Source organism: Hymenobacter sp. CRA2 (assembly GCF_002007105.1).
GTDB lineage: Bacteria > Bacteroidota > Bacteroidia > Cytophagales > Hymenobacteraceae > Solirubrum.
In genome coordinates, this window is record NZ_MVBC01000002.1 from 265,055 (window position 1) to 282,953 (window position 17,899).

Here is a 17,899-nt window from a genome sequence, read left to right on the forward strand (position 1 = left end):
CCGATCTGCACACGCCTTTACTTCTCCCTACTAAGACCAAATGTGACTGTGGCCGTCAAAGCTGCGGGCTGAGTGAGGCTTTATCCGCGGCAATATAGGCCGGAAGCCGGATGGTAGGTAGCACCCAACTACCTTCATTGCTTGTCTCTCCAAGCTCGGGTATAACTGCTGCGCTACCAGCCAATTCGCTTTTGGCAAGCTCGTCATTTGAAACCTTCCCTCCTATAGTTAGTACTATTTCAACTCGGCATTCAACCATCCACCCCCGGGCGTCTCCGGCTTCCGGCGCACCTTGGTTGGCTACCGAGCTTGTCCAATTGCACCCCTAACCAAAATACCTATGCTCGCCATGGATTACCGGGGCCCGAAACGGGTCCGCGTTACCCAAAAGCCCATGCCCGAAATCAAGCATCCCGAGGATGCTATTGTCCGGGTGACGCGCTCCTGCATCTGCGGTTCCGACCTGCACCTCTACAACGGCAACGTGCCCGACACCCGCGTAGGCACCACCTTCGGCCACGAGTTTATTGGGGAAATTGTGGAAGTTGGCTCCGAGGTCACCAAGGTGAAGGTGGGCGACATGGTCATCGTGCCCTTCAACATTGCCTGCGGCCGCTGCAGCTTCTGCCAGCAAGGCCTGTTTGGCAACTGCCACGAGTCGAACCCCATGGCCACGGCCGTGGGCGGCATCTTCGGTTACTCGCACACCGCCGGGGGCTTCCACGGCGGGCAGGCTGAGTACGTACGTGTGCCCTACGCCAACGTCGGCCCGACGGTGATTCCGCCCGGCATGGACCCCGATGACGCCGTGCTGCTCACCGACGTGGTGCCCACCGGCTACCAAGCCGCCGAAATGGCTGGCATTCAGCCCGGCGACACCGTCGTGGTGTTCGGCGCCGGCCCCGTGGGCATTATGGCCGCGCGTTGCGCCTGGCTGTTCGGCGCGGGCCGCGTTATCGTGCTCGACCACGTCGACTACCGCTTGGAGTTCGTGAAGAACTACGCGCCGGCCGAGGCCTACAACTTCAAAACCGACATGCAGGACCCGGTGCTCTTCATCAAGAAGCAGACCGACTGGCTGGGTGCCGACTGCGTTATCGACGCCGTGGGGGCCGAGGCCACCGGCGACGTGATGCAGACCATCACCGGCCGCAAAACGCTGCTGCAGGCCGGCTCGGCCACGGCCGTGCACTGGGCCATCAACTCGGTGAAGAAGGGCGGCATCGTGAGCATCGTGGGCGTGTACGGGCCCACCGACAACCTGGTGCCCATTGGCAACGTGCTCAACAAGGGCCTCACCATCCGGGCCAACCAAGCCTCGGTGAAGCGCCTGCTGCCGCGCCTAATCGAGCACGTGAAGAACGGCGTCATCCGGCCCAAGGAGCTCATTACGCACCGCATCCCGCTGGAGGAAATTGCCGACGGCTACCGCCTCTTCTCCGACAAGCTCGACAACTGCATCAAGCCGGTGCTGACCATGCCGTCGTCACGCTAATTCCCCACCCTTCCTTCGAACACCATGCAAAAGCACGTAATCGATCCGAAATCTGTGCCGGGCTGGGGCATCGACGCCGACCCGGAAAACGACCCGACCTACCCCATGAAGCCCAACCGTACTGACATCGAGCAGGCGGGCTACAGCTGGGAACGGCCCACGCAGCAACCCATCGACGTGGAAGTGCTGCACTCCAACGAACGGCCCAACGTGTCGTCCGTCTTCGGCACGGCCTCGCCCCCGATGGGGCTGAGCGGCATGATTCGCCGCTGGGCCTTCCGCTGGAGCGAAAACGAATACAACCACTGGCTCCCGCTGATTCTGGCCGACCGCGTCAACGTGGTCGAGGGCGTTCTGGAAGACATTGCCCACGGCAAGTTTCCGAACATCTGGAAGGAAAAAGGCTACAACGCGTCCTGGAAGCACGACCGTACCAGCCTGATCCTGCGCCTGGCCACCTTCACGGCCGTAACCGGCGGCCTAATCCTGTGGCTGTCGTCGGGCGACGATAAGAAGAAGGCCAAGCGCGCGAAGCACTACCGCGGCGCGTACTACGATTACGACGAATAGCCGTGTGCCTCTGAGCTATGCCACAAGGCCGCCCGACGCATTGCCGGGCGGCCTTGTTGTTTTTGAAGCGGATGCAGTGGTTTGAAGCGGCCAGACAGACAAACGGTAGCACTAGTTGTCATTGCGAGGACGAAGGACGAAGCAATCCTTCCTCTCGTGGCACAATGGCGCGGGCCCGTTAACTGAACTCGTGCAGCTCATACAGTATTCGCTCAACAACATCCTGAAAAGCTGTCCTTCTTGATTCCAACTCTTTTTGGGGAGTTGACTTAGTCACACTTTTATTCTCGCAAGCAACAGCGTACGCCAACTCTTGCGACTGGGTCTGTTTCAACCTAAACCAAGTTTGATGATTTAGTAAAGCGACCTTTTCTACTACGTCCTCCATGAGCTGACTTAGGCGGTAAGTTTGTCCGGGGCGCAGGGCCTTGATCTGCTCGATCAGGATCTTTAGTTCAGCCTTTGTGGTGTCGTCATTCATATTTTTCGTGCCTCCTACTTCCGCCCCTCGATGATTTCGTCGACCACGGTGGGGTCGAGCAGGGTGGTGGTGTCGCCGAGGTTGCTGGTTTCGCCCTCGGCTACCTTGCGCAGGATGCGGCGCATGATTTTGCCGGAGCGCGTTTTGGGCAGGCCCGAGACAATCTGAATCTTGTCGGGCCGGGCGATTTTGCCGATTTCAGCCACCACGGTTTCGATGATGCTGGCTTCGAGGTGCTGCGGGTCGTTGTTCACTACCCCGTCGCCCGGGCGGCAGATGACGTAGGCGTAGATGCCCTGGCCTTTCACGTCGTGCGGGAAGCCCACCACGGCCGACTCCACCACGTGCGGGTTCTGGTTGATGGCATTTTCAATTTCAGCCGTGCCGAAGCGGTGGCCCGACACATTAATCACGTCATCGACGCGGCCGATGATGCGGTACAGGCCCTGCTCGTCGCGGCGGGCGCCGTCGCCGGTAAAGTAGTAGCCGGGGTACGGCTGGAAGTACGTCTGCTCGGCGCGCGTATGGTCGCCCCAGGTGGTGCGGATGACGGCCGGCCACGAGGCCTTGATGGCCAGGTAGCCCTCCTGGTCGTTGCCCTCGATTTCCTGGCCCTCATGCGTCAGCAGCACGGGCTGCACGCCGGGCAGCGGCAGGCCGGCGTGGGCGGGCTTGCTGGGCGTGATGCCGGCCAGGGCCGAGAGCATGATGCCGCCGGTTTCCGTCTGCCACCAAGTGTCCACCACCGGGCAGCGCTCCTTGCCTACGTGCTGGTAGTACCAGTACCAGGCTTCCTCGTTGATGGGCTCCCCCACCGAGCCGAGCACCCGCAGCGAGTCGAGCGAGTAGCTGAGCACGTTGTCGAGCGGGGCGGCCATGAGCGAGCGGATGGCCGTGGGCGCGGTGTAGAAAATGCTGACCGAGTGCTTGTCGATGACCTCCCAGAAGCGGCCGGCGTCGGGGTAGGTGGGCACGCCCTCGAACATGAGCGAGGTGCTGCCGGCCAGCAGCGGGCCGTAGAGCAGGTACGAGTGGCCCGTGACCCAGCCCACGTCGGCGGTGCACCAATACACGTCGTTTTCCTCCACCTGAAACACGTTGCGGAAGGTGTAATCGGCCCACACCATGTAGCCGGCGGTGCTGTGCACCACGCCCTTGGGCTTGCCAGTGGAGCCGGAGGTGTAGAGAATGAACAGCGGGTCTTCAGCGTCCATTTCCTCGGCCGGGCAGGTTTTGGCCACGTCCTGCACTTCCTCGTGGTACCACACGTCGCGGCCCTCGTGCATGTGCACGGGCCAGCCGAGGTGCTCCACCACCAGCACCTTGCGCACCGAGGGGCAGTGCTCCAGGGCCTCGTCGACCACGCGCTTCACCGGAATCTGCTTGGGGCCGCGGTTCAGCCCGTCGGCGGTAATCACGAAGCTGGCCCCCGCGTCGTTGACGCGGTCGGCAATGGCGGTGCTGCTAAAGCCGGCAAAGATGACCGAGTGCACGGCCCCGATGCGGGCGCAGGCCAGCACGGCCACGGCCAGCGGCGGAATCATGGGCATGTACAGGCACACCCGGTCGCCCTTCTCCACGCCGAGGTTGTGGAGCACGTTGGCGAAGCGGCACACCTCCTGGTGCAGCTCGCGGTACGTGAGGCGCAGGTGGCGCTGCTTGGGGTCGTTGGGCTCCCAGATGATGGCCAGCTTGTTGCCGCGCTGGGCCAGGTGCCGGTCGAGGCAGTTCTCGGTGATGTTGAGGCGGCCGCCGTCGAACCAAGTGCTGCGGCCGGCCGGCGAAAACTCGCCGCCGCGCACGGTGTTCCACTTGCGGCGCCAGGTAAAGGGCTCGGCTACTTCGGCCCAGAACGCGTCGGGGTCTTCTACGCTGCGGCGGTAGGCGGTTTGGTAATCTTCGAAGGAGCGGATGCGCGGATGCGTAGCGGACATGAGGTGTTGGCTGGTATTCGGGGCGGCAGTTTACAAAAAAGTCGATGGGCCGCCGTTGTCCAATCGTCGCAGATTGTGGCGCGGAAGTCGCAAAACGGCGTGTAGCGCGAACGTTCAGTTCGCGTTTCGTTGCTGTGTTTGCCCGGTAGTCGTTCTGCGATACGCGAGGTAAAACTTGACTACGTCGAGCTTCGCTTCGCGCTGCATCAATCCATGATGCGCACGTTGCGCACGTCCTTCATCAGCGCCGAGCCAATAACCCAGCAGATCAGCGCAATCAGCACCGGGTAGATCAGGCCCGACAGGGACGCGTGCTCGTGGAAGAAGGTACCTTCGGGCTGCGCCTTGGCCCACACGGCAATCCAAGTGGCCACCAGCGGTACGAAGCCGCCGAAGACGCCGTTGCCGATGTGGTAGGGCACCGACAGCGAGGTGTAGCGCACTTTCGTGGGGAACAGCTCCACCAGGTAGGCCGCAATGGGGCCGTACACCATCGTCACGAACAAGACCAGGCAGAAAGTCAGCGCGGTCATCAGCAGCAGGTTGGGCGCCAGGGCTTTCTGCACGGCCGCTACGGCCTGGCCGGCCGCATCCACGGTGGCGGGTGTGGTCTCGGTGAGCGGCCCGGCGTAGGCCTGCAGGCCGTAGAAAATCGGCACGGTAAACAGCGTAGCGCACAGCATGCCGGTCATGATGATGCGCTTGCGGCCGATGCGGTCGGACAAGGAGCCGAAGTACACAAAGAAGGGCGTGGCCAGCACCATGGCCACCACCAGCACAATGCTGGCGTCGACGAGGTCGAGCTTGAGCGTGTTCTGCATGAAAGAGTAGGCGTAGAACTGCGAGGTGTAGAATACCACGCCCTGGCCCATGGTGACGCCAAAAAGAGCAATGAGCACGAGGCGACGGTTCACCGGGTTCATAAACGACTCGCGCAGCGGGTGCTGGCTGGTGCGCCCTTCGGCCTTGGCCTTGGCAAACAGCGGCGACTCGTGCAGGCGGCGGCGGATGTAGTACGAGGCCACAATCAGCAGGGCGGAAAGCAGGAAGGGAATGCGCCAGCCCCATTCCTTAAAGGCCGCGTCGGGCATGGCTTTCTTGGTCAGCACAATCACCAGAATGCTCAGCACCAGGCCCGCCGTAGCGGTAATCTGGATGTAGCTGGTGAAGTAGCCGCGGCGCTTGTCGGGCGAATATTCGGCCACGTAGGTGGCGGCCCCGCCGTACTCGCCGCCCAGCGCCAGGCCCTGCAATAGGCGCAGCACCAGCACGATGAGCGGCGCGGCCACCCCAATGCTGTCGTAGCTCGGAATCAGGCCCGTGACGACGGTGGCGCCGCCCATGATGAGCAACGTGAGCAGGAAGGTGTACTTGCGCCCGATCATGTCGCCGAGGCGGCCGAACACCAGCGCCCCGAAAGGCCGCACCACAAAGCCCGCCCCGAACACGGCCAGCGCCCCCAGCAGGGTATCTTCGGGCTTGCCCTGCGAGCCGAACAGCACCGGCCCGATGATGGCCGCCAGGGAACCGAAGATGTAGAAGTCGTACCACTCGATGACGGTGCCCACCGAGGAGGCCGTGATGACCTCCCAGATTTTGCCGACGGCGACGCTGTTGTTGTCGTGGGCAGCGGGCGCGGCCGGGCCGGCGGTGACGGGCTCGGTGGCCGGGGCGCGCTGGGGTAAAGCGGAATGCATGGCGAGGCGGGAAGGTTAGGTAGTAGGTCGTGTGCCGTCCAAGGTACACGCTCCGCGGGCCCAACCTGCCTGTACTCACCCATTCCGGGCCGTCAAAACCTATCTAAAACGGTTTCGCCTGCCTCAAGACGTCTTGGTCAAGTCTTCCTGCGTGCGAGTTGGAAGCTTAGCTCTTGTTCATTACACACAGCACTTACCTTGTACCCAATTATGCTAACCATCAAAGATTTTTTCGCACTCGACGATTTAATAATGGCTCGGTGGGGACGTAATGCGTTCCGTTACGTGGACTACTGTGGGCTGATTCCCATTCGCCCACTGGAAAATTGGGCTTACGCGTGCACGCCGGTTAACTCGTTGAGCTTTGCGCGCACGGGTGGCAATGGGGTGCATTTTGGAATTTTAGAGGCACGTGATGTAACGGCTACCGGCCCGGTCGTCATGACAGTGCCAATGCCCGGGGTGAACATCGTCGTTGCGGAGACGCTGGACGAATTCTTTGGCATTGGCTGCTGGGCGGGCTGGTTTGGGCTGGAACAACTCGTCTACGACACTCCCGAAACCTTGGCGTATTACGCCGCTGAACCGACAGATCTATTGCCCGAGGAGCTGAACTTTCTGGATATGGTGCGCGCCGAGCTACGTACGCAGCCCGTTGCCCTTACAGCCGAGCGTTTGGCCGCGCTTGAGCAACGTTTCCAGCCGCAGCTGCAAATCAAGCCGCACGACGGTAAGTATTAGTCCACAAGTAAAGGTCGGCACATTCTAAGCTCACGCATCAGAGCTACTAATCACAAAATCCAGCTCGTACCTACACCCGCAGCAGCGCGGCCAGCACCGCATCCGTAGCCAGGGCCAGACGGTGTAGGTCCAGCCGGGTCAGGGTGTCGCCGGTTTGGTGGTACTCCCGGTTGCGGTAAAAGGCCGTGTCGGTGAGCAGCAGGGCTGAGTAGCCGAACTTCCAGTAGTTCAGGTGGTCGGAGAAGTCGATACCGGGCAGCCAGGCCGGGGCCTGAAAGCGGCGCACCGGCAGCTGCGCCAGCTGCCGGTAGTGGCGGGCAAAGGGCCGAGCGAAGGAACCGTGGCCGAATTTGCGGGCAGCCGTGACGTAGTTGCCCCGCCCGCCGTAGATCAGCTTCAGTGGGCCGAAGGGGTAGTGCTGGGTGCCGGGCCGGTCGTCGTAGTAACCGAGCATTTCCAGCGCCACCATGCCGCGCACGGGCACCTTGGCATCGTGCAAGGACTTGGCGTGCACGTAGCTGCCCATCTGTGGGGTGCGGAAGTAGGGCGGTTCCTCCAGGGTGTAGGCCACCAGATCAATGCGCTGCCTCAGGTTGGGTTGCCGGCCGAGCAGGCGGGCCAGCTCCAGCAGGGCCGCTACGCCCGTGCCGTTGTCGTCGGCGCCGGGCTGCTCGCCGCACACGTCGTAGTGCGCGCCCACGATGATGCGCGGGGCGTTTTCGGGCCCAAACGAGCCGATAACGTTGCGGTAAGTGCGCCCGCTGACCTGGTAAGGCTGCTCCGTGACGCGGGCCCCGGCCTGGCGCAGTTCGCGGCCGAGGTAAGCGGCCACGGTATCGAGCACGGCCACGTGCTGGTAATTGCGCGGCTGCGGGGTGCTCACAAGGTAGCGCAGGTGGCGACGCAGGCGCGCGGAATCGGCGGACGCGGGCGCCGCAGCGGCCGTGAGCGGAACCAACAGGCTAAGCAGAAGGAATAAGCGCAGAATCATTACAACTTACGGGCACCGAACAACGCGCCTCGTTCCCGTGAAAGTATCCATCCGCCGGGATTCCCTACTGCTCACCGGCTTATTTCTAGTCGCCTTGGTGTATGCCCAGGCCGAATGGAGCGATTGGTTCCTGCTGCTGTTTCAGCTCCTTATTGGCCTGGGCCTGGCGTTTGTGTGGTTTTTGCTCTGGCTGGCCTGGTGGCCGTGGGCCGTGCCCTTCCGCCGGGTAACGGGCGCGCTGACGGTGGCCATTTTCCTGAGCTGGCCGTTGCTGCTTCCCATCTGGCACTGGCAGGAACAGCGCACCCAGCACCGGGCGGCCCGCATCGTGCAGCAGCTCGATGCCTACCGCCGCGCCCACGGCCACTACCCCGATTCGCTGGCCCAGCTCGCGCCCCACTACCTGCCGCAAGTGCCCACCACGGCGCAGGGCGTACTGCACCCACCGGCCTTTACCTATTGGCACTGGCCGGAGCGGCCCGCCGAATTTGCGCTGAGCTACTACGCCGGTTTCTGGGTGGATGCCACCTTCAGCAGCCAGACGCGGCAGTGGCAATACGCCGATTAAGCCGCCCCTGCTTCCACCTACCGGGTACGTTTCCGGGGCCAAAGCTGCTATATTTGATGATGCGGTGATTCCCACGTCGCCCACCCACCGCCCGCTTCCCCTTGACTACCCCCACCCTATTGCTTCGCCGCTGGCTGCTGCTGACGGCCCCTCTGCTGGGGTTGCTGGCTGGCTGTGCTCAGTCGGAAAAAGCCCCCACCTACCGCATCGGCTTCTCGCAGTGTAGCACCGTCGGGCCCTGGCGCAAGGACATGCTGGCCGGCATGGAGCGCGAGCTGACCTTCCACCCCGAGGTGGAGCTGCGCATGCTCGACGCGCACGACAACAGCCAGGTGCAGCAGCAGCAAATCCGCGAGCTGCTGCGCGACGGCATCGACCTGCTCATCGTCTCGCCCTACGAGTCGGGGCCCGTCACGCCCGCCGTGGAAGAGGCGTTCCGCCGGGGCATTCCGGTAGTGCTGCTCGACCGCCGCACCGCCTCGCCGCAGTACACGGCCTACGTCGGCGGCGACAACCTGGAAGTCGGGCAGACGGCCGCTCGCTACGCCGCCCGGCTGCTTCGCCAGCACGCCCAGGCCCTGGAAGTGCTGGGCACGCCCGGCTCCTCCGCCACCACCGACCGCCACCGCGGCTTCGTGCAGGGCCTCTCGGCTTACCCCGGCATGCGCCTCGTGGGCCAGGTGACGGGCCACTGGAAGGAAAAGCCGCTGCCCGAGCTGACCAAGCTGCTACAGGCGCACCCCGACGTGACGCTGATTTTTGCCCAGAACGACGCCATGGGCCGCGCCGCCTACCAGGCGTGCCAGGAGCTGGGCCGCACCAAGCAGGTGCGCATCATCGGCGTTGACGGGCTGGCGGGCCACAACGAGGGCATCGACCTGGTGCAGCGCGGCGTGCTCGACGCTTCGGTGCTCTACTCGCCCGGCGGCGAAGAGGCCATTCGCACGGCGCTGAAGATTCTGAAGAAGCAGCCTTACAAGCGCGAAAACACCCTCGGCACGCTGGTCATCGACTCCACCAACGTGGTGAGCATGCAGCAGCAGACCGACAAAATGGTGAGCCAGCAGGAGGACATTCTGCGCCAGCAAGGGCTGCTGCGCACCCTGCGCGCCACTTACGGCCGGCAGCAAACGGTGCTCTACGGCCTGGTGGTGTCCTTGCTCGGGGCGTTGGTGCTCGGGGCCGTGGCGCTGAAATCGGCCCGGCGCAACCGACAAATCAACCAGCAGCTGGCATTGCGCAACGCCGAAATCGACGCCATCAACCACCAGCTGGTGGCGCAGAACGAGGAAATCAGCTCGCAGCGCAACCAGCTGGAGGCCATGGCCGCCCAGGCCCGCGCCGATACCGAAGCCAAGCTGCGCTTCTTCACCAACTTCTCGCACGAGCTGCGCACGCCGCTCACCCTCATCCTGGGCCCGGTGGAGGAGCTGCTCACCAGCGGCCAGCAACTCACCGCCCCCCAGCGCCACGACCTGGGCCTGGTGCGCCGCAACGCCCAGCGTCTGCTCCAGCTGGTGAATCAGCTGCTCGACTTCCGCAAGCTGGAGGTGGGCAAGATGCCGGTGCGCGCCACCGAGGGCAACCTCGTGGCCTTCGTGCGTGACATCGTGGACGCCTTCGAGAAGCCGGCCCGCCTGCGCGGCCTGCGCCTGCGCTTCGAGGCCGCCGAGCCGGTGCTTATGGCCTGGTTCGACGCCAACGTGCTCGACAAGGTGTTCTTCAACCTGCTCAGCAACGCGCTGAAATTCACGCCCGACGGCGGGCAGATTACCATCAGCCTGCAGCCCGCCGACCAGGGCCGCCGCCTGCGCGTGAGCTTCGCCGACACCGGCCGGGGCATCAGCGAGCAGGACCGCGCCCACATCTTCGAGTGGTTTTACCAGGGCGAGCAGGGCGCCGTGGCCAAGGGCTCGGGCATGGGCCTGGCCTTGGCCCAGGGCCTGGCCCGCCTGCACCAGGGCGAGCTGACCTTCAGCAGCCAGCCGGGCAAGGGCAGCACCTTCGTGGTGACGCTGCCGCGTGAGCTGCCCGCGGCCCTGCGCGCCGGCAGCGCCGAGCCGGCCACCTTCGTAGCCGACGAGCTAAAACCCTGGCCCACTGACCTGGACGACGCGCCGGAGGCTGTTAGCAGTCCGGCCGAAGTAACCGAGACGCTGGTACTCGTCATCGAGGACAACCCCGAGGTGAACGACTTCCTGGCCCGCAAGCTGGGCTCGGCCTACCAGGTGCGCACCGCCGCCGACGGGCACTCCGGCTTCCGGCTGGCCACGGAGCTGATTCCGGACCTCATCGTGTGCGACGTGATGATGCCCGGCCTGAGCGGGCTGGAAGTGGTGCAGCAACTGCGCGACGACTGGCGCACCTCGCACATCCCCGTCATCATGCTCACGGCCCGCAACGCGCCCGAGCAGCAGCTGGAAGGCGTGCAGGCCGGTGCCGACGTGTACCTGACCAAGCCCTTCAACCCGGCCTTTCTGCTCGAGAGTGTGCGCACACTCATGGCCAACCGCGCCCGGCAGCGCGAGCATTTCCGCCGGGAGCTGTCGGTGGATACGGCCACGGTGGCCCCGAGCAATCCGGACCAGAAATTTCTGAGCGACCTGACGGCCATCGTGGAGGCAAACCTGACCAAAACCGACCTATCGGTGGAGGAAGTGGCGCGCGGCCTGGGCATCTCGCGCATGCAGCTTTACCGCAAAGTCAAGGCGCTGCTGGGCACCGGCGTTACGGACTTTATTCAGGGGCTGCGCCTGACCAAAGCGCGCGAGCTGCTGCTTGATGACTCACTCACCATTGCCGACGTGGCCTACGAGCTGGGCTTCTCCTCGCCTTCCTACTTTTCCAGCAGCTTCAAGGCGCGCTACCAGATTTCCCCCTCCGAGTTTCGGACGCTACACATAGCCCCGCAGCACTGAAATAATTTCGCAAGCGCTGCAACAAAAGCAAAAGCCCGGCCTGTAGCAGGCCGGGCTTTTTCAATTTATACTACCTGATTAACTGATAGTTAGCTAAAAGTTAAGGTGTGAACGGATTTTGAAAGAAATCAGCAAGTGCCAGCGCGCCGCCCCGGTGACATTTGCACAGTGAGTTCCGCCTAGGGCACAATGCCGCAAACGATTGCGCACCCGCTCCCAGCCCGGCCGCTTCTCCCCCGAGCCGCCGCGCCGCCTCTTTCGGCCGGGCTCCAGCGCCCCTCCCACCCCCGCCTTGACCACTTCTCCAGACACACTTTTCTCCTGTCCCACCATCACTCCTCACTCCATGTCGTCACGTCTACGATTCCCACACGGGCGGCCTTTCGCGCAAAGGCTCCTCGTCCCGACGCTGAGCGGAATTCTTCTTACCAGCCTGGTGCTGGCCCAGCCGACCCTGGCCGCGGGCGAGGCCGATCTGTTGGCTAAATCGACCGTCGTGCAGAACGGGCCCGTGTCGGGCCGCGTGCTCGACGACAAGGGCCAGCCCATGCCCGGCGCCACGGTGGTGGTGGAAGGCACCACGCTCGGCAGCGCCACGGCCGCCGACGGCTCTTACTTTATCCAGAACGTGCCGGCCGGGCCGCACACGCTTATCATCTCGTCGGTGGGCTTCAGCACGGTGCGGGTGCCCATCACGGTGACGGCCGGCCAGCCCACGCAGGTGGCCTCGGCTACCCTGGCCGAAAGCACCCAGGGTCTGGGCGAAGTGGTAGTGGTGGGCTACGGTACCCAGTCGCGGGCCAACGTGACCACGGCCATTTCCTCGGTGAACGGCACCGAACTGGCCCGCCAGACGGTGGCTGGCTTCGACCAGGCGCTGCAGGGCAAGGTGCCCGGCGTGCAGGTGACGGCGCCTTCGGGGGCTCCGGGCTCGGGCATCAACGTGCAGATCCGCGGCAACAACTCCTTCAGCCTCACTAACTCACCGCTGTACGTCATCGACGGGGTGCCGGTGCTGCCGACCTACGACCGGGAAGTGGGCGTGGGCAACCAGCGGCCCAACCCGCTGAACACCATCAACCCCTCCGACATCGAGAGCATCGACGTGCTGAAGGATGCGGCGGCGGCGGCCATCTACGGCCTGCGCGCCTCCAACGGCGTGGTGGTCATCACCACCAAGCGCGGCAAAGCGGGCAAGCCCGAAATCAGCTTCAACGCCTACACCGGCGTGCAGCAGCTGCGCAAGAAGATTGACCTGCTGAACGCCAATGAATTCGCGGCCTACTTCAACGACGCCCAGCGCGCCGCGGGCCGGGACATCAACCAAGCCAACCAGGGCTTCCCGGACCTGAACAACCTGCCGCCCTACGACACGGACTGGCAGGATCAGATTTTCCGCCAGGCCGGCATGCAGAACTACCAGATAGCGGCCCGTGGCGGCTCGGACAAGACGAAATACTACATCTCGGGCGGGTACTTCAATCAGAAGGGCATCATCCTGAACTCGGGCTTCAACCGCTACACCTTCAAGCTGAACCTGGACCAGCAGATGACGGACCGGTTCCGGGTGGGCACCAGCCTGAACCTGAGCCGCACCCAGAACAACAACTCGGTGCGCTCGGAGCTGGGCCTGGGCAACTCCGGCGTCATTGCCGGGGCGCTGGCGTACATCCCCACGGTGCCCGTGCGCACCGCCACCGGCGCTTACAGCACCAACCCCTTCCTGCTGCTCGACAACCCGGTGGGCAACCTGCTGGAAACGCGCAACAAAGCCAACATCTACCAGGCCATCGGCAATGTGTACGCCGAGCTGGACGTGCTCAAGAACCTGACCTTCCGCAGCCAGGCCAGCATCGACTTCCGCTCGCAGATCGAGAACCAGTTTCAGACGCGCGAGTACCCGGGCACGGCGGCCTCGGCCAACCGCGGCCGGTCCCAGACGGGCACCAACCAGCAGACCATCTGGCTGATCGAAAACACGCTGACCTACAACCCCGAGCTGGGCGAGCGGCACCACCTGACGCTGCTGGCGGGCCAGTCGGCGCAGGAGTCGGACCGCTTCACCTCGGGCGCCAATACGTCGAACTTCTCCAATAACGCGGTGCCCTTCCTGCAGGCCGGCACCGTAATCAGCACCCCGTACACCTACCAGGACCAGTGGGGGCTGATGTCGTTCTTTGGCCGCGCCATTTACAACTACGACCAGCGCTACCTGCTGACGGCCAGCCTGCGCGCCGATGGCTCCTCGCGCTTCGGCAAGGGCAACCGCTTCGGCTATTTCCCGGCCGTGAGCCTGGGCTGGCGCGTGGCCAGGGAAACCTTCTTCCCGCAGAGCGCGGCCGTGAGCGACCTGAAGCTGCGCGTCAGCTACGGGGCAGTGGGCAACTCCGAAATCGGGCCCTACGACCGGTTCCCGACCTACACCCCCGGGGCCAGCTACGCCGGGGCGGGCGGCATCGTGGGCGGCGTGGCGCCGGGCCGGGTGGGCAACGCCGACGTGGCCTGGGAAAGCACCTACCAGCTGAATGCCGGCATTGACCTGGGCCTGGTAAAAGACCGCCTGCTGCTGACCCTGGACGCCTACCGCAAGCGCACGGACAACCTGCTGCAAAACGTGCCGCTGCCCGTCAGCACGGGTGTCAACCCGCTGGAGGTTATCGGCAACGTGGGGGAAATCGAGAACAAGGGCCTGGAGTTCGGCCTGACCAGCACCAACGTGCGCAGCAACGACAACGGCTTCAACTGGACCACCAACGCCAACATTTCGCTGAACCGCAACAAGGTTATCGACCTGGGCCAGCTGCGCAACGAGCAAAACCAGCTGGTAGACCGCGAAATCATCAACTCCAACGGCTACACCATTACCCGCAAGGGCGAGCCGCTGGGCTCCTTCTACGGCTACGTGGTGGAGGGCATTTTCCAGACGCAGGATGAGATTCGCAACCACGCCGTGCAGCAAACCGGCACCAACTCCTCCAACAGCACCGCCCCGGGCGACCTGAAGTTCAAGGACCTGAACGGCGACAACGTTATCAACGGCTCGGACCGCACCATCATCGGCAACCCGAACCCGAAGTTTATCTACGGCCTGACCAACAACCTGAGCTGGAAAGGCGTGGAGCTGAGCTTCTTCTTCCAAGGCTCGCAGGGCAACGACATCTACAACGAAAACCGGCGCACCATCGAGGGCCTGAACGGGCCTTACAACCAGACCCGGGCCGTGCTGAACCGCTGGACGCCCACCAACACGAACACGGACATTCCGCGCGCCATCACCGGCGACCCGAACCAGAACGCCTCCGGCGGCCGCGGCGTGTCGACGCGCTTTATCGAGGATGGCTCCTACCTGCGCCTCAAGAACGTGACCCTGGCCTACACCCTGCCCAGCAGCGTGCTGCAGCCCGTGCACCTGAGCAACGTGCGCCTGTACGTGACGGGGCAAAATCTGCTGACCTGGACCAACTACTCCGGCTACGACCCCGAGGTTAGCGCCGACCCCTTCTCGGCCACCGGCTTCGGCCGCGACCTGGGCGTGTACCCGCAGGCCCGCACCTACACCGTCGGCATCAACGCCTCCTTCTAATTCCCCGCCCCTTGCCTTTCCCGACCGTGAAAAAGACCCTCATTCCCGTTTTGGCCCTGATGCTGCTGGGTACCGGCTGCAACATCCTGGACAAGGACCCGCTGACCACCATCGCGCCGGCCAACTTCTTTAAGAATGCCGACGACGCCGAAGCCAGCATCACCGCCGTGTACGACGTGCTGCAGTTCACCGGCGCCTATGGCCAGGATATGAACGTGGTGGGCGAAATGCCCTCGGACAACTGCACCACCACCAACAACGACGTCAACGCGATGGAGCGCATCATCTGGACGCCGACGACGAGCCAGGTGAACAACGTGTTCCGCGACATGTACATCGGCATCAACCGCGCCAACGCCGTCATCAAGTACGTGCCCGGCGTGGATATGCCCGCCGAACGCCGCGACCAGATTCTGGGCGAGGCCCGGTTTCTGCGGGCCCTGTTTTACTTCAACCTGGTGCGCCTCTACGGGGGCGTATCCATGCGCCTAGAACCGGTAGAGAGCAACGCGCAGGAAGTGGTATCCGTGGCCCGTGCCACGCCGGAGCAGGTGTACGCCCAGATTGTGGACGACCTGGGCCAGGCCGAAAACCTGGTGGCCACGAGCCAGGGCACGCTGAACGGCACCCGCGTCAATAAGCCGACGGTAAATGCCCTGCAGGCCAAGGTGTACCTGACCATGCGCCAATGGAGCGACGCTGCCACGGCCGCCAACAAGGTCATCACCTCGAACGTGGCGTCGCTGATGGCCACGCCCAAGGCCCTGTACCCGCCCGAAAACAAGGGGGAGTCCATCTTCGAGGTGCAGTTTGCTGGCACCGCCGACGGGGGCTTCCTGCTGCCCGACCTGGTGCTGCCCGCGCCGCCGGCCTCGTACTCCTTCCAGAAGTTCAACATCCCGACGCTGTTCCGCACCGGCACCAGCGCCCAACCCACCGACCTGACCTCGGTGGTGGATACCCTCAACGACCTGCGCTGGAAGTACGTGGGCACCACCGACGCCGGCCGGGACCACGTGAGCTACGTGGACAGCAAGCGCAGCGGCAACGACCGTGGGCCCTTCGTGTACAAGTGGACGAGCACCCCGGTGCAGCCCTTCAACTCGGCCGACAACTACTACCTGCTGCGCCTGGCCGACGTGTACCTGATGTTCGCCGAAGCCAGCAACGAGCAGAACGGCCCCAACGCGGATGCCCTCGGCCGCCTGAACAGCATCCGCACCCGCGCCGGGCTGCCCGCTCTCACCTTGGCGAACCTGGGCACCAAGGCGGCTTTCCGCAACGAAGTGGACAAGCAGCGCCGCCTGGAGCTGGCCTTCGAGGGTGAGCGGTGGTTTGACCTGCTGCGCTACGCCCGCCACAACCAGGCCGAAGCCAACGCCCACGCCGTGACGGCCCTGACCATCATTCAGCAGCAGAAAGGCACGGCCGATGCCAACTTCCTGCTGTTCCCGATTCCGCAGAGCGAGCTGAACAACAACGTCAACACGCAGCAAAACCCGGGCTTTTAAGCAGCGCGGCCGTTTCGGGATGGGAGGCCGGAGGTGAGTGACTGGCCTCCCGTTCCAAAACGCTGCCTGCCGCCTTGGCCGCTCCGGCCTCTACAGAAGCCGGCGGCCACTTTTTCGAAATTCCCCTTTTCCCGATGGCTGCTCCCATATTATCCACCGCCCACGCCCCCGCCGCCACTGAAGCCGGTGCCCAGCCGCGCTATACCTCGGCGTTGTCGTCGTTGACGGTGCTGTTTTTCATGATGGGCTTCATCACCTGTCTGAACGACATCCTCATCCCGTACCTGAAGGCCATCTTCCAGCTGAGCTACGCCCAGGCCAACCTCATCAACCTGTGCTTCTTCGGGGCGTACTTTTTCATGGGCATTCCGGCCGGCTTGCTGGTGCAGCGCATCGGCTACAAAGGCGGTATGCTCACGGGGTTTGTGGTGGCAGCGCTGGGCTGCTTCCTATTTTACCCGGCCGCCGACAGCCGCTCCTACCCCTTCTTTCTGGTGGCGCTGTTCGTGCTAGCTACCGGCGTGGTACTGTTGCAGGTAGCTGGCAATCCTTACGTAGCCGTGCTCGGTCCGGCCAAGTCGGCTCCGGCCCGCCTCACGCTTACGCAAGCCTTTAACTCGCTGGGCACCACGGTAGCGCCGCTGCTGGGCTCCGCCCTGATCCTCTCGCACCTGCCCGATCTGGACACGGCGTCGGCTGCGGCCATCGACGTGAAGGCGGTGCAAACGCCTTACCTGGCCATTGGGGCGGCGCTGCTAATTATCAGCGGTCTGCTGGCCATCCTGAAGCTGCCGCGCATTCAGCACGCCGCCGACCCTACTGACCACGCCGGCCGTCAGGCCTGGCACTTCCGCCACCTCGTGCTCGGGGCCGTGGGCATCTTCGCCTACGTAGGCGGGGAAGTGGCCATCGGCTCGCACATCGTGAGCTACCTGCACCTGCCCGACGTGGCCGGCCTCGCGCCCAAAGTCGCTGGGGAGCAAGTGTCCTACTACTGGGGCGGGGCCATGGTCGGCCGTTTTATCGGGGCCTACCTGCTCAACAAAGTAAACCCCGGCCGCCTGCTGGCTCTCAATGCCGTGGGGGCCGTGGTGCTGGTGCTGATTTCGGTGCTGAGCACCGGGTCGGTGGCCATGTGGGCCCTGCTGGCCGTGGGGCTGATGAACAGCATCATGTTCGCCACCATTTTCACCCTGGCCGTGGCCGGGCTGGGCCGCCACACCGAGCAGGCCTCCGGGCTGCTGAACGTGGCCATCGTGGGCGGGGCCGTGGTGCCCATGCTCTTCGGCCTGGTGGCCGACGCCGCCTCGCTGCGCTGGGCCTTCGTGCTGCCCGTGCTCTGCTACGTCTACATCATGTGGTACGGGCTGAAAGGCCACGTGCCGCAGCGGTCCTAACGGCCTACCTTTC

At 64.0% G+C, this 17,899-nt stretch carries 12 protein-coding genes; 8 read left to right on the forward strand and 4 right to left on the reverse strand.

Annotated elements, in window-relative coordinates; genetic code table 11:
* The first annotated feature begins 340 nt into the window (after positions 1–340).
* Both B0919_RS04905 and B0919_RS04910 read left to right on the forward strand, forming a co-directional pair.
* Positions 341–1,495: a zinc-dependent alcohol dehydrogenase gene (locus B0919_RS04905; protein WP_078011102.1), complete on the forward strand. Its 1,155-nt coding sequence runs from the start codon at positions 341–343 to the stop codon at positions 1,493–1,495.
* A 24-nt stretch (positions 1,496–1,519) separates the two neighbouring features.
* Positions 1,520–2,065, forward strand: coding sequence for a hypothetical protein (locus B0919_RS04910; RefSeq protein ID WP_078011103.1), 546 nt, complete (start codon positions 1,520–1,522; stop codon positions 2,063–2,065).
* A gap of 178 nt (positions 2,066–2,243) precedes the next feature.
* On the opposite strand, the gene B0919_RS04915 is transcribed toward B0919_RS04910, so the two are convergent.
* The 3 genes from B0919_RS04915 to B0919_RS04925 form a co-directional block, all read right to left on the reverse strand.
* Positions 2,244–2,546 carry a hypothetical protein gene (locus tag B0919_RS04915; RefSeq protein WP_078011104.1) on the reverse strand — a complete coding sequence of 101 codons (303 nt, stop codon included), beginning with the start codon at positions 2,544–2,546 and terminating at the stop codon, positions 2,244–2,246.
* Between the two features lie 14 nt (positions 2,547–2,560).
* A complete protein-coding gene (acs, locus tag B0919_RS04920) occupies positions 2,561–4,480 on the reverse strand; it encodes an acetate--CoA ligase (RefSeq protein ID WP_078011105.1) in 1,920 nt (639 codons plus the stop codon).
* Between the two features lie 206 nt (positions 4,481–4,686).
* Positions 4,687–6,177, reverse strand: a complete 1,491-nt coding sequence (locus B0919_RS04925) for an MFS transporter (protein WP_078011106.1) — start codon at positions 6,175–6,177, stop codon at positions 4,687–4,689.
* 210 nt (positions 6,178–6,387) lie between these two features.
* Between B0919_RS04925 and B0919_RS04930 the strand changes: the two genes are divergently transcribed.
* Positions 6,388–6,918, forward strand: coding sequence for a hypothetical protein (locus B0919_RS04930; RefSeq protein WP_078011107.1), 531 nt, complete (start codon positions 6,388–6,390; stop codon positions 6,916–6,918).
* 70 nt (positions 6,919–6,988) lie between these two features.
* Here the strand turns inward: B0919_RS04930 and B0919_RS04935 are convergent, their stop codons facing one another.
* A complete protein-coding gene (locus B0919_RS04935; protein ID WP_078011108.1) occupies positions 6,989–7,909 on the reverse strand; it encodes a M28 family peptidase in 921 nt (306 codons plus the stop codon).
* A 37-nt stretch (positions 7,910–7,946) separates the two neighbouring features.
* On the opposite strand from B0919_RS04935, the gene B0919_RS04940 reads away from it, so the two are divergent.
* From B0919_RS04940 to B0919_RS04960, 5 genes are all read left to right on the forward strand, one after another.
* Positions 7,947–8,477, forward strand: coding sequence for a hypothetical protein (locus B0919_RS04940; RefSeq protein ID WP_139361915.1), 531 nt, complete (start codon positions 7,947–7,949; stop codon positions 8,475–8,477).
* Positions 8,478–8,578: 101 nt separating this feature from the next.
* Positions 8,579–11,395: a substrate-binding domain-containing protein gene (locus B0919_RS04945; protein WP_139361916.1), complete on the forward strand. Its 2,817-nt coding sequence runs from the start codon at positions 8,579–8,581 to the stop codon at positions 11,393–11,395.
* Between the two features lie 346 nt (positions 11,396–11,741).
* The gene (locus B0919_RS04950) at positions 11,742–14,978 is read left to right on the forward strand and encodes a SusC/RagA family TonB-linked outer membrane protein (RefSeq protein ID WP_078011111.1); all 3,237 of its coding nucleotides are present in this window, start codon (positions 11,742–11,744) and stop codon (positions 14,976–14,978) included.
* A 26-nt stretch (positions 14,979–15,004) separates the two neighbouring features.
* Complete coding sequence (locus B0919_RS04955; RefSeq protein WP_254846482.1) at positions 15,005–16,489, forward strand: RagB/SusD family nutrient uptake outer membrane protein; 1,485 nt, start codon at positions 15,005–15,007, stop codon at positions 16,487–16,489.
* A gap of 134 nt (positions 16,490–16,623) precedes the next feature.
* Positions 16,624–17,886 carry a sugar MFS transporter gene (locus B0919_RS04960; protein ID WP_078011112.1) on the forward strand — a complete coding sequence of 421 codons (1,263 nt, stop codon included), beginning with the start codon at positions 16,624–16,626 and terminating at the stop codon, positions 17,884–17,886.
* The last annotated feature ends 13 nt before the right edge of the window (positions 17,887–17,899 follow it).

Bases quoted from the DNA above. Each gene is read 5' to 3' on its own strand.
- B0919_RS04905 (WP_078011102.1), top strand. From the start codon at position 341: ATGCTCGCCATGGATTACCGGGGCCCGAAACGGGTCCGCGTTACCCAA.
- B0919_RS04910 (WP_078011103.1), top strand. From the start codon at position 1,520: ATGCAAAAGCACGTAATCGATCCGAAATCTGTGCCGGGCTGGGGCATC.
- B0919_RS04915 (WP_078011104.1), bottom strand. From the start codon at position 2,546: ATGAATGACGACACCACAAAGGCTGAACTAAAGATCCTGATCGAGCAG.
- acs (WP_078011105.1), bottom strand. From the start codon at position 4,480: ATGTCCGCTACGCATCCGCGCATCCGCTCCTTCGAAGATTACCAAACC.
- B0919_RS04925 (WP_078011106.1), bottom strand. From the start codon at position 6,177: ATGCATTCCGCTTTACCCCAGCGCGCCCCGGCCACCGAGCCCGTCACC.
- B0919_RS04930 (WP_078011107.1), top strand. From the start codon at position 6,388: ATGCTAACCATCAAAGATTTTTTCGCACTCGACGATTTAATAATGGCT.
- B0919_RS04935 (WP_078011108.1), bottom strand. From the start codon at position 7,909: ATGATTCTGCGCTTATTCCTTCTGCTTAGCCTGTTGGTTCCGCTCACG.
- B0919_RS04950 (WP_078011111.1), top strand. From the start codon at position 11,742: ATGTCGTCACGTCTACGATTCCCACACGGGCGGCCTTTCGCGCAAAGG.
- B0919_RS04960 (WP_078011112.1), top strand. From the start codon at position 16,624: ATGGCTGCTCCCATATTATCCACCGCCCACGCCCCCGCCGCCACTGAA.